Here is a 13152-nt window from a genome sequence, read left to right on the forward strand (position 1 = left end):
GGCAGCAGAGGTGAACAATGGAATTTGCGCATTTACATGTCCATACAGAATATAGCCTTCTGGATGGTTCAAACAAGATAAAAGAATATGTGGCGAGAGTAAAAGAACTGGGGATGAACAGCGCCGCGATCACCGACCACGGTGTTATGTACGGTGTAATTGATTTTTACCGTGAGGCAAAGAGCCAGGGGATCAAGCCAATACTCGGCTGTGAGGTGTACGTTGCGCCGAACTCCCGGTTTGACAGGGAGATTACCGGGGGCGAGGACCGCTACTACCATCTGGTCCTGCTCGCGGAGAATAATACAGGGTATGCCAACCTGATGAAGATTGTTTCAAAAGGTTTTGTGGAGGGGTACTATTACAAACCCCGTGTCGACAAGGCGCTTCTTAAGGAGTACAGTGAGGGGATCATTGCTTTGAGTGCCTGCCTTGCAGGAGAGGTGCAGAGGTATCTCACGAAGGGACTTTATGAAGAGGCGAAGAATTCCGCGCTGGAGTATCAGGAGATCTTCGGAAAAGGAAATTATTTTCTGGAGCTTCAGGACCACGGAATCCCGGACCAGGCTCTGGTCAACCAGCAGCTTCTCAAGATGTCCCAGGAGCTGGACATCGACCTGGTGGCGACGAATGACGTGCATTATACCTATGCGGAGGATGAAAAGCCGCACGACATCCTGCTCTGCATCCAGACTGGGAAAAAACTGGAAGATGAGAACCGGATGCGCTACGAGGGCGGGCAGTACTATGTGAAGTCCCCTGAGGAGATGGCACGTTTATTCCCGTATGCGCTTCAGGCGCTGGATAATACGCAGCGTATCGCGGACCGCTGCGAGGTGGATATTGAGTTCGGCGTGACAAAGCTGCCGAAGTATGATGTGCCGGACGGCCTGACATCATGGGAATACCTGAACAAGCTCTGTTTTGAAGGTCTGGACAAGCATTACGGCAATCCGTCGGATGAACTGAAAGAACGCCTGAAATACGAGCTTGATGTCATCAAGAACATGGGATATGTGGATTATTTCCTGATCGTATGGGATTTCATTAAGTATGCGAAGGACAACGGGATTGCGGTAGGACCGGGGCGTGGGTCAGCCGCCGGAAGTATTGTTTCCTACTGTCTGGAAATCACGAACATCGACCCGATCCGCTACCAGCTGCTGTTTGAGCGATTCCTGAACCCGGAACGTGTATCCATGCCCGATATTGACGTGGATTTCTGTTATGAAAGACGACAGGAAGTCATAGACTATGTGGTACGCAAATACGGTAAGGACCGGGTGGTACAGATTGTTACATTCGGTACGCTGGCTGCCCGGGGCGTCATCCGGGATGTAGGGCGTGTCATGGACCTGCCGTATGCGTTTGTAGACACAATTGCGAAAATGATCCCGACAGAACTGAACATCACGATTGATAAAGCACTGAAAATGAACCCGGAGCTGCGTAAGACTTATGAGACGGATGAACAGGTGAAGTACCTGATCGATATGTCCAGACGTCTGGAGGGACTGCCCAGGCACAGCTCCATGCACGCGGCCGGAGTCGTGATCAGCCAGAAATCGGTCGATGAATATGTGCCGCTGTCCCGGGCGCAGGACGGTTCCATTACGACACAGTTTACGATGACGACCCTGGAAGAACTGGGACTATTGAAGATGGACTTCCTTGGGCTGCGTACGCTGACGGTAATCCAGAATGCCGTACTGATGGCGAAGGACAAATGCCCGGATCTGGATATGGATAAGATCGATTATAACGATAAGGATGTGCTGGATTACATCGGGACGGGGAAGACAGAGGGAATTTTCCAGATAGAAAGTGCCGGGATGAAGAGCTTCATGAAGGAACTGAAGCCCCACAGCCTTGAGGATATCATAGCCGGTATCTCACTGTACCGTCCGGGGCCGATGGATTTCATCCCGCAGTATATCCGCGGGAAGAATGACGCAGGTTCGATCACGTATGACTGCCCGCAGCTGGAGCCGATACTGGCACCAACCTACGGCTGTATCGTGTATCAGGAACAGGTTATGCAGATCGTGCGTGATCTGGCGGGATATACGCTGGGACGGAGTGACCTGCTGCGACGTGCCATGTCCAAGAAAAAGGGCGATGTCATGCAGAAGGAGCGGCAGATATTTGTGCACGGAGATCCTGAAAATGGTGTTCCAGGCTGTATCGCGAACGGTATTGACGAAAAAACGGCGAACAAAATCTACGATGAAATGATCGATTTTGCAAAGTATGCATTTAACAAGTCCCATGCGGCGGCATATGCGGTAGTTGCCTACCAGACTGCGTTTTTGAAATATTACTATCCGGTTGAATTTATGGCCGCACTTATGACATCCGTGATTGAAAACCCTCCGAAAGTGGCAGAATATATCTATGCCTGCCGCCAGATGGACATTAAGATCCTGCCGCCGGATATTAACCGTGGTGTGGCGAATTTTTCCGTGGACGAAGGTAATATCCGTTATGGCCTTGCAGCCATTAAGGGTGTCGGGAAGCCGGTCATAGAAGCGATTGTCGCAGACAGGGATGAGTTCGGAGCGTTTAAGAATCTGGAAGATTTTATCAGCAGGCTTTCTGTAAAAGAAGTTCTGAACAAGCGTATTATTGAGAACTTTACTAAATCTGGGGCACTGGACAGTCTGGGCGGCACAAGAAAACAGTTTATGAGTATTTATATTCAGATTGTGGACCATGTCAACCAGGAAAAGAAATATGCTATGACAGGGCAGATGACACTTTTCGACCTGGTAGATGACGAGCAGAAGAGTGAGTTTGAAATCAAGCTTCCAGATGTGGGAGAGTATTCTAAGGAAAACCTCCTGGCCTTTGAGAAGGAAGTACTCGGAATCTATATCAGCGGACACCCGCTGGAAGAGTACGAGGAGAAGTGGAGGAAGTCTATCTCTGCGACGACGGCGGATTTTCAGCCCGATGAGGAGACCGGAAAGACGAAGGTTCATGACGGGACGCGGGAGATCATCGGCGGTATGATTACGGATAAGACTGTGAAGCATACGAGGACGAACCAGATGATGGCCTTCCTGACGATCGAGGACCTGCTCGGTACCGTGGAAGTTGTAGTATTTCCGAGAGATTTCGAGAAAAACCGTGTTCTGCTGGAGGTAGATAATAAGGTATTTGTGAAGGGAAGAGTTTCCGAAGAGGATGAAAAACCAAGTAAGCTGATCTGTGAGAAGATTATCCCGTTTGAGCAGACAAAGAGGGAACTCTGGATACAATTTCCGAATAAGGCGCAATTTCAGGAGGGTGAGCAGATCATGTATGGATATCTGGCTGACTCTGAAGGCGACGATGAGGTGGTAGTGTACTGTCAGGAAGAGCGGGCAGTAAAACGGCTTCCGAGGAACCGGAATATCAGTATCAATTCGCAGATATTAGGCAGATTAATGAACCATTACGGTGAAAAGCGGGTAAAAGTGGTAGAAAAACCTATTGAAAACCATATATAAATAGGTTAGAATAATACCCGAAGTGTTAAAATTTAAGCAAACTGTAATGTGCAGTTGTATTGCACATCGATCCACGACAGACAAAAGCAGAGTGCTTGAGTGTGAACTTTATGATTAGGTAGGTATTTTTTAAGAAAGGTGGATATGAACATGGCAGAAACAAAAGCAAAAAAGGAACTTATCCTGGACGAGATTGAAGATCAGATTCGCACAATCGGAGTTCTGACCAGTGGTGGAGATGCCCCTGGAATGAATGCGGCTATCCGTGCCGTTACGAGAACGGCTCTTTCCAAGGGATTGAAGGTTCGTGGAATCAGAAGAGGATATCATGGTCTTCTGAAAGAGGAAATTATAGATTTATCCGCCCGTGATGTATCTGATACAATTCAGCGCGGAGGTACCATCCTTCAGACAGCACGCTGCCAGGCAATGCGTACAGAAGAGGGACAGCAGAAAGCCGCTGCTATCTGTAAGAAATATGGAATCGACGGACTTGTCGTAATCGGTGGAGACGGTTCTTTCGCCGGTGCCCAGAAGCTGTCACATCTGGGAGTCAATACAATCGGCCTTCCGGGAACGATTGACCTGGATATTGCCTGTACAGACTATACAATCGGGTTTGACACGGCTGTGAATACTGCAATGGAAGCGATTGATAAAGTACGTGATACGTCTACATCTCATGAAAGATGCAGTATCATCGAGGTTATGGGACGTGACGCAGGTTATCTGGCACTGTGGTGCGGTATTGCAAACGGTGCGGAAAGAATCCTGATGCCGGAAGAAAAGGATTATGATGAGGATGCCCTGATTGCTGATATCATGGCGAACAAGAAGCGCGGCAAGAAGAACTATATCATCATCAATGCCGAGGGTGTCGGCGACTCTATCAACATGGCAAAGAGAATCGAGGAAGCAACAGGAATTGAGACAAGGGCAACGATTCTGGGACACATGCAGCGCGGAGGAAGCCCGACCTGCAAGGACAGAGTATATGCATCCACAATGGGGGCAATGGCAGTAGAGCTTCTCTGTGCAGGAAAGACAAACCGTGTTGTAGGATACAAGAACGGTAAGTTTGTAGATTATGATATGGAGGAAGCTCTGTCCATGAAGAAACAGATTCCTGCACATCAGTATGATATCGCAAAAATATTAGCAATCTAGGAGACGAGCGCATTGAGTATGGAATGTAAAAAGACGGCGCCCATCGGTGTATTCGATTCAGGCGTCGGCGGGCTTACAGTAGTACGTGAGATGACGAGGCAGCTGCCCAATGAGAATATCGTGTATTTCGGGGATACTGCCCGCGTTCCATACGGCAGTAAGTCCCAGAAGACGATCATCCGTTTCTCAGAACAGATCATCCGTTTTCTGAAGAAAAAGCAGGTGAAAGCCATCGTTATCGCCTGCAATACCGCCAGTGCGCTTGCGCTGGAGGCCGTCCGGGACGAATTCGACGTGCCGATTATGGGCGTTGTCATTCCGGGAGCACGTGCGGCAGTCGAGGCAACCCACAACCAGAAGGTAGGGGTCGTCGGCACAGACGCCACGGTCCAGAGCGGAATGTATACAAAGATCATCCACGGGATGAACCCTGACGTTACCGTAATAGAAAAAGCGTGCCCCTTATTCGTGCCTCTGGTGGAAGAGGGGTTCAAGGAGCACCATGTAACGCAGGAAATCATTGAACACTATCTGGAATCCATGAAGAATACAGATATCGATGCGATGATCTTAGGATGTACACATTACCCGCTTCTGCGCTCCAAGATCCGCGCCTATATGGGGGATAAGATCCAGATTGTGAATCCTGCCTATGAAACTGCGATGGATTTAAAGAAGCTTCTGGAAGAGCGGGACATGGTAAACGACGGCACAAAGGAACCGTACAGCCGGTACGAGTTTTATGTAAGCGATACGGCAGAAAAGTTCCGCAATTTTGCAAACACGGTGATGCCGTTTGATATATCAGAAACAAATGTAGTGAACATAGAGGAATATTGATGATCTATTTGTACTCATGAACAGATCAGGATATTAGGTGAAGCATATGACAAAGGATGTATTGGTCAGCATATCAGGGATGCACATGGATGCTATTTCAGGGATGACAGATGCGGAAAACGAACCGATAGAAGTCGTAACCCCTGCCAGCTACTATTTAAGAAACGGCAAGCACTACGTCATCTACGAAGAAGTGATGGAGGGTATGCCTGGTACAATCAAAAACAAAATAAAGATAAGTGGGACTGATAGTGTTGAGATCATGAAAACCGGTATATCCAATGCCCATATGATATTCGAGAGAAATAAGAAGAATCTCACTTACTATCAAACCCCTTACGGGCAGATGCTTGTGGGAGTGAATACCAGGAATATGGAAGTCAATGTCACAGACGATAACATTGGTGTCAGTGTTGACTATGAGCTGGATATCAATCATGAACCACTGGCAGACTGCAGTATAAAAATGGAGATATATTCAAAGGGGTCTGACCCCTTTGAGGTCCGTTGAATAAAAACAGCCGCAGCTTCTGACTTTTGTCAGATTACTGCGGCTATTGTTTTCCTGTTTTGTCTTATTATTTGTCTTTTTTGAATCGTGCAAAGAATCCCTTCTTTTTCGGCGGAGCTTCAAGCGGACCACGGAGTCCTCTGACAGCAGTTATGTAGATTCCGCTGACTGTTGCTTTTACTTCCTTCTTAACCGGGATCAATGGGAATACCTCAGCATCACACATCAGGGTCATGATCTTTGGACCGACTTTTGCTTTTACGACCGGTACCTTGGTACGTCTTAAATACTTCGGGGTATTCTCGATCACTACACTTGGGAATCCGGCTTCTTTCAGCTTCATCTTACCTTTATCAATGATGAGCATATTGACATTCTGTGCTGCTGCTTCCATCTGTTCTTTCTGTGCTGCCTGTTTTTTCTCTGCTCTTTTGCCGAAGAAATATAGTACGACTAATGCAATGATCAGAACAACCAGTACAATGAGCATTATCTTTAATCCTAAACTCACGACGAACCCTCCTAAAAATACTCTTTTTCCGCAATTATGCAAATAATATTGTACCATTGTTTGTAGGGAAGTGCAAGCAGTTTGATATCTTTCGGGCTTACAGAATCCCTACTTTCTTTAACAGATATTCCGCATTGGTAGTTTTAGAAACTCCGTTTTTGATTTTATAATCAAAGCAGATTTCCCCGTCAGTATAATGTTCGTTAAAACTGTAATTCACGATACGCCGGAAGGATGCCGAGAGTTTGCAGACCTCCAGATCATGCGTGGTAATCATGCCTGAGGTTCCAAGAGTACAGAGTGTCTTGATGACTTCCTCGGCGCCTCTGAGCCTGTCTGCAGAATTCGTCCCCCGGAAAATCTCGTCGATCAGGAATAACTGGCATGTGCCCGCCTTTGCTGCATCGATAATCTTTTTTATGCGTTTTAGTTCTGCATAAAAAGTTGAGATTCCTTCCGTCAGTTCATCGGCAATACGCATGGAGGTGATGACGTTCATGGGGGTAAAGGTCATCTGCTGTGCACACACGCAGCTTCCCGCATTTGCCAAAATCATGTTAATGCCTGCTGTCCTCATGAAAGTAGTTTTCCCGGACATGTTGGAACCGGAGATAATGAAGATGTGGTTATCGAGATTCAGGTCATTACACACCCTCTGCGTATTATTGAGCAGCGGGTGCCCCATGCCGCGGGCTTCGATGATATTTGGGCGTGCAGATATTACGGGGATACAGGAAGTACTTAAGCAGCGCGGCAGATTGGCAAAGCTGATCAGGCTTTCCAGTTCCCCTAACGCGGCAAACCATGATTCGGTGGAAGCACCGTGTTCCTGTTTCCAGCGGTCAAGGTCAAAAGCATTTTTATAATCCCATAGGAAAAGAATATTCAGTATGGTCCTGACGATCCCGTTCTGACACTGGCTGATATTGCCGGATATTCTGGAGAGACTGTGGATCGCCTCCTGCGCGGAGGACACAACGGCCTGAATCTGTTTAAGTTTTTCGGAATGAAAATTGTATCCGGCAATCTCCTGAATCATATCATCATAACGTGCAATCTTATATGGAAGCTTCAGCATAATTCCGAGATACCGGTTGATTTTCGAGAAACCAACAGACCATATAAGCAGCTGAAAGATCATCATTACACCTGCGGCAGCCGAAATAAGAGTGTCTCTGGTCAGCAGGGAGAGGAGAACAGCTGTAATGGTCAGTATGCGTGACAAAGAGACCAGCCATTTTACGGGCCTGCCTTCTATAAAATGTTTCTGTTCCTGTAGTTCGGAAATGAGTTCCGGAAAGGATGCATCGATGCCGATTTTAGAAGACAGGTATTCGATCTGGCTGGTCCATGCATAGTCGCTGCCAAGCTCCGAAACAGCCTCCTGCCGTTCCCGGATTTCCTCGTTTGAAAATCCGGGGGAAAGCAGGTCACTGGCGAGCCGCTGCCTCCCATAATAAGTGTTCGTACTATTCAGGTATTGAAAAAGAGAATTTCTTCCGACAATGTCCAGATCGGATGAATAGTCATGGTTATAATCGATAAATTCTTTGCCCGTATCCTCGAAGGAACACCAGCCGCCCGTAATCCGGCTGATATTCTTTTTCGCAATGCGAATAAGCCCGGCTTCATGCCCGGCACGCTCAAGTTCCCTGATATGATACAGGTGGGATAAAATAAAAACTATGATTTCAGCACATAACAAAAGAATCAGTTTCAGGGGGAAATGATTTGTCCATACCTGATAAACCGTGATACCGCACATCACGATCCAGATTACCTTGAAAATGCCGATGATATTTGCCGTTCTATTATATTCTGCCAGGGCGGCTTCTCTTCTCTTGATCTCGGTTTCTAAAAACTGCTGCATAAATGACTGCCTCCTGTAATTTTTGTAGTCCAAATTTATAATATGATACCCTTTTTGGGAGATATAATCAAGTTTAACCCTTAAGCTGATAATTTGGGGTTACTTTTCGCCTGAGAAAATAGTATAATCATATAAGTTACATACAGATAAAGAAGGAGTTTTAATTTTATGGCAGAAACATTATGGAATGGATTGGTTATATCTTATCATTTCGTCATGGACAATCTATTCATTATCAATATTTTTCTTTCTCTGATCATTATTTTCTTTCAGCGCCGGAATCCACAGACCGTGTGGACCTGGCTCCTTCTGCTCTACTTTATCCCGATTCTCGGATTCTTCCTCTATCTGGTGATTGGTCAGGATTTTCACAAGAGCAGGATGTTTAAGGCAAAGGAGATAGAAGGGGAGTTAAAATATGCCGTCAGGCGGCAGGAGGAGACGATATACCGGAAGAAGCTGAGGCTGGCGAATCCGGAGATGGCGAGATTTAAGGACCTGATCCTTTATAATCTGGAGGCGGGAGAAGCCGTTTTAACGGATAACAATGATGTGCGCATCTATACGGATGGCAAAGAAAAGTTCCGTGCGCTGATTGACGAGATGAAGCAGGCAAAACGCTACATCCATATGCAGTATTACATTATCCGCAACGACGAGCTGTGGAGGGAAATTGAACCTGTGCTGATCCAGAAAGCAAAAGAGGGTGTTGAGGTCAGGGTACTGTTCGACAGTATGGGATGCCGCACCATGCATAATAAGGACTGGGAACGCCTTGAAAAAGGCGGTGTACAGGTTGCGGAGTTCTTTCCTGCGCTTTTAGGGCAGCTGCAGCTTCGCGTAAATTACCGCAACCACAGGAAAATTGTTGTCATTGACGGACGTGTTGGTTTTGTGGGCGGCTTTAATGTGGGAAGGGAATATCTGGGACTGGATAAAAAGTTTGGTTACTGGAGAGACACACACCTGTGCATAGAGGGGGCGGCGGTTACATCTCTGGCCGTGCGTTTTGTTCTGGACTGGAATTATGCGGCAAAAGAGAACCTGTTTGTGCAGGACCATTTGTTTGAGATTCCCGATTATGTGAGAAACGGGCATGACCCGGTCCAGATCATTTCAAGCGGCCCTGACTCGCAGACGAAGACGATACACGATAATTACCTGCGCCTGATTCATAGTGCAAAGGACCATGTATATCTGCAGACCCCGTACCTGATTCCGGATGATTCGATACTGGATGCGCTGAAGATTGCAAGCCGTTCAGGAATCGACGTGAGGATCATGGTTCCTTGCAAGCCGGACCATCCATTCGTTTACTGGGCAACATATTCCTATCTCGGCGATATGGTAGCGGCTGGGGCGAAGTGTTATGTATACAATAACGGTTTTTTACATGCGAAGACATTGAGTGTAGACGGAATGGTGGCATGTGTGGGAACCGCAAACATGGATATCCGCAGCTTTGGACTGAATTTCGAAGTGAACGCGGTGGTTTACAGCGAAAGAACCGTGCAGCGCCTTGAGAGGGCTTTTGAAAATGATATGACAAAATGTACCCATGTTACACGCAAGGTATATGACCAGAGAGGACTTGTCATCCGGGTGAAGGAACAGTTCTCAAGACTGCTGTCTCCTCTACTGTAGAAATGGTTTATTTTGGACGTTTATTTTGGCCAAACGTGAAAAGTCTATGAAATCCCTTTCCATAAGGAGTGAAATGTGATATAATGCTCGCACTTAGCATGGTTCTTACACGCTTAGTAAGACATATACCTAAATACTTAGCGAGGTATTTCACGAGTTTAGTATTTATGGTACAACGGTAAAGTATGCAGAAATGGAAACTGCATGAATAAAGTGAAGATAATATGAGGTGAAAGAATGAAGAAAAGAATTTTGGCACTGACATTGAGCGTTCTGATGGCAGCGTCTCTCGCAGGATGCAGCAAGCAGCTCTCAAATGAATATATAACGGTGAAGCAGTATGACGGTCTTGAGGTTGCAAAAGTAGAGACTGCCGAGGTGACGGATGAGAATGTTGAAAGCGTGATCCAGACGAACCTGGGAACATCCGCAGCAGACGGCGGAATCACGGACAGGGCGGCTGAGAACGGGGACAGGGTCAATATTGATTATGTCGGAAGCGTGGATGGAACAGAGTTTGAAGGCGGCAGTGATAAGGGATCAGTACTCGAACTCGGATCTGGCAGCTTTATCGGCGCGAATGGAGACTATAAAGGATTTGAAGAACAAATCGTCGGACACAAATCAGGGGATGAGTTTGATATCACTGTAAAGTTCCCGGCAGATTACCAGAATGCAGATATGGCTGACAAAGTAGCTGTATTTAAGGTTACCTTAAACGGAATCGTTCCGGAACTGACAGATGACTGGGTAAAGAAAAACAGTGAAACATCCAAGACTGTAGAAGAATATAAAAAAGAGATCAGAAAACAGCTGGAAGATAATAACAAAGAGAGCATGGAGAACACCCTGCAGAACAATGCACTGGAAGCGATTGCGGACCAGGTAGAAGTGAAGAAATACCCGGATGGGGCCCTCGATGAGCAGATCAATTCCATCAAAGAATATTATACGAATATGGCAGCAGCCTATGGCATGGAATTTAAAGACTTCGTTGAGCAGGCCATGCAGATGACCGAGGAAGATTTTGACAAGCAGGCAAAAGAAGCTGCGGAGACAGCACTAAAGAGAAAACTGGCCTGTGAATTGATTGCCGAGAAGAAGAACCTGGAGCCGTCTGACAAGGAATATGAGGAACAGATTGCCGAATATGCGGAAAACGGACAGTATGAAAGTGTAGAGGATTTTAAAGAACAGGTCGGAGAAGACACTGTGAAAAATGCAATCCGCCAGCAGAAGGTTGGAAAATATCTGGCAGACAACTGTGTTCAGGTGGAACAGAGCGACAGCAGCACCGAGACAGCGAAGTAAAGGTTAAGAAAATTTAAGTCAAAGACAAGGGGCCCGTTACGGAAGAAAAGACGTGAACGGGTCCTTTTTATGCTATTACAGCATGATTCGACATAATTCTGCAAATAGCGACATAGTAATTTACAAATAAAGTCCTTGCTTTTAGGGAATAAATCCCAGTATTATGGATAAAATAACCATATACACAAAGTAAAGGAGGAAAACAGGACATGCAGAAAGTTCAGATTTGTTTTCGCCAGCCAGAAGATATTACTGAGTTTGTGGATATTATGAATCAGTGTGAATACGATGTCGATCTTAAAAGCGGGAAAAATATAGTAGATGCAAAATCCATTTTAGGTGTAATAGCAATCAGCAAAGCCGACCATGTCGAGCTTGTCATCCACAGTGATGATTGTGGAGAGCTGCTGGATAAGATTCAGGCGTATGTACGGAAAAGGAACGCTGCCTGAGAAAGACAGCGGGCCTGACGGTGAAAAATTCAGGGCGGACGAAAAGTAAAGGAAGAAAGCCGGTATTCTGGGAAAACCAGAAGCCGGCTTTCTTAGCGCTTTCACGCAGGTATCTATTTTTGCAGGCAGCCATCAGTTATGAAAAATGGATTCATCAGCATTTTGTGAAATACATGGAAATCCCCTGCCCGCCCCCGATGCACATGCTGATCATGGCATCTTTTTTATCGGTACGCATTAATTCATACAGCACTTTTACGGTCAGGACTGCTCCGGTGGCCCCGATTGGATGTCCGATAGAGATTCCGCCCCCGTATATATTGACTTTCTCCATATCAAGCCCCAGATCTCTGCTTACGGCGTATGCCTGACTTGCGAAGGCTTCGTTGATCTCAAACATGTCGATATCCTTCAGGCTGATGTGAAGCTTCTCTGCCAGCTGCTCACTTGAGAATTTCGGGGAATATCCCATCAGTTCGGCATCGAATCCGGCAACGGTATAGCCCTCGATCTTCAACTTCGGCACGACTCCCAGCTCCTCTGCTTTTTCCTTCGACATAACGACAACCGCGGCTGCACCGTCATTCAGGCTGGAAGAATTGCCGGCGGTTACGGTCCCGTCCTTTACAAAGCAAGGCCGCAGCTTTGCCAGCTTCTCGATAGTCTGACCGTCTCTTGGCCCCTCGTCCGTATCAAACACGGTTACATTCCCTTTCCGGTCTTTCAGTTCTACGGGCAGGATTTCATCCTTGAATTTGCCCTCTTTTATGGCGGTACATGCCCGCTGGTGGCTCTGGAGTGAGAAAGCATCCTGTTCTTCACGTGAAACGTGATACTCTGTGGCTACGTTTTCTGCGGTAACACCGTTGTGGTTACCGTCCATCGGCCATGTGAGGATGTCAATGACCCCGTCCTCGAAGGTTTTGTGTCCCATGCGGGCTCCCCAGCGGGCGTCTTTTACATAGTACGGCAGCTGGGATATGCTCTCTGCCCCGCCTGCAACAACGACATCGGCGAACCCGGTCTGGATTTCCATGACAGCGTCGGCGATAGCCTGCAGGCTGGAACCACACTGTCTGTTGACTGAATAGGCAGTCGTTTCTTTCGGCATGCCTGCTTTCAGGCTGATGGCCCTTGCAACGAAGCCATTTTCGGCTATCTGTCCGACCTGTCCGATAATTACTTCGTCGACATCGGATGGCTGGATGCCTGCACGGTTTACGGCCTCTTTTACAACCATTGCGCCCATATCGATAGCGGACAAATCCTTCAGGCTCCCTCCGAAACTTGCGACAGGAAGACGGACCCCGCTGACAATAACAACATCTTTAAACTGATTCATGGCAAAATCTCCT

10 protein-coding genes are annotated in these 13152 nt (G+C 46.9%); 7 read left to right on the forward strand and 3 right to left on the reverse strand.

All coding sequences use genetic code 11. The annotated features are described in order from the left end of the window. Positions 1 to 17 precede the first annotated feature (17 nt). The 4 genes from ABIN22_RS05105 to ABIN22_RS05120 all read left to right on the forward strand — a co-directional run bounded on the left by ABIN22_RS05105 (position 18) and on the right by ABIN22_RS05120 (position 6009). A complete protein-coding gene (locus tag ABIN22_RS05105; protein ID WP_346907077.1) occupies positions 18 to 3491 on the forward strand; it encodes a DNA polymerase III subunit alpha in 3474 nt (1157 codons plus the stop codon). Between the two features lie 150 nt (positions 3492 to 3641). After that, positions 3642 to 4658, forward strand: a complete 1017-nt coding sequence (gene pfkA / locus ABIN22_RS05110; protein ID WP_109730011.1) for a 6-phosphofructokinase — start codon at positions 3642 to 3644, stop codon at positions 4656 to 4658. Positions 4659 to 4676: 18 nt separating this feature from the next. Beyond that, entirely contained in the window at positions 4677 to 5498 is an 822-nt protein-coding gene (gene murI, locus ABIN22_RS05115) for a glutamate racemase (RefSeq protein ID WP_181368584.1), read from the forward strand. Positions 5499 to 5544: 46 nt separating this feature from the next. Next, positions 5545 to 6009 (forward strand): YwiB family protein, encoded by a 465-nt coding sequence (locus ABIN22_RS05120; RefSeq protein WP_346907080.1) that lies wholly within the window; start codon positions 5545 to 5547, stop codon positions 6007 to 6009. Positions 6010 to 6076: 67 nt separating this feature from the next. Here the strand turns inward: ABIN22_RS05120 and ABIN22_RS05125 are convergent, their stop codons facing one another. Beyond that, complete coding sequence (locus tag ABIN22_RS05125; protein ID WP_430517196.1) at positions 6077 to 6499, reverse strand: hypothetical protein; 423 nt, start codon at positions 6497 to 6499, stop codon at positions 6077 to 6079. A 118-nt stretch (positions 6500 to 6617) separates the two neighbouring features. Beyond that, a complete protein-coding gene (locus ABIN22_RS05130) occupies positions 6618 to 8390 on the reverse strand; it encodes a MutS-related protein (protein ID WP_346907083.1) in 1773 nt (590 codons plus the stop codon). 168 nt (positions 8391 to 8558) lie between these two features. On the opposite strand from ABIN22_RS05130, the gene cls reads away from it, so the two are divergent. The 3 genes from cls (at position 8559) to ABIN22_RS05145 (ending at position 11797) form a co-directional block, all read left to right on the forward strand. Next, positions 8559 to 10034 (forward strand): cardiolipin synthase, encoded by a 1476-nt coding sequence (cls, locus tag ABIN22_RS05135; RefSeq protein ID WP_118620938.1) that lies wholly within the window; start codon positions 8559 to 8561, stop codon positions 10032 to 10034. Positions 10035 to 10271: 237 nt separating this feature from the next. Continuing rightward, on the forward strand, positions 10272 to 11345 hold the full coding sequence (gene tig, locus ABIN22_RS05140) for a trigger factor (protein ID WP_109730017.1): 1074 nt from the start codon (positions 10272 to 10274) through the stop codon (positions 11343 to 11345). Between the two features lie 209 nt (positions 11346 to 11554). After that, positions 11555 to 11797 (forward strand): HPr family phosphocarrier protein, encoded by a 243-nt coding sequence (locus ABIN22_RS05145; protein WP_109730018.1) that lies wholly within the window; start codon positions 11555 to 11557, stop codon positions 11795 to 11797. A 154-nt stretch (positions 11798 to 11951) separates the two neighbouring features. Here ABIN22_RS05145 and ABIN22_RS05150 read toward each other — a convergent pair whose 3' ends face one another. After that, positions 11952 to 13139 carry a thiolase family protein gene (locus ABIN22_RS05150; protein WP_346907086.1) on the reverse strand — a complete coding sequence of 396 codons (1188 nt, stop codon included), beginning with the start codon at positions 13137 to 13139 and terminating at the stop codon, positions 11952 to 11954. Positions 13140 to 13152: the final 13 nt, after the last annotated feature.

The organism is Faecalicatena orotica (assembly GCF_905197545.1).
GTDB classification, from domain to species: domain Bacteria; phylum Bacillota; class Clostridia; order Lachnospirales; family Lachnospiraceae; genus Faecalicatena_A; species Faecalicatena_A orotica.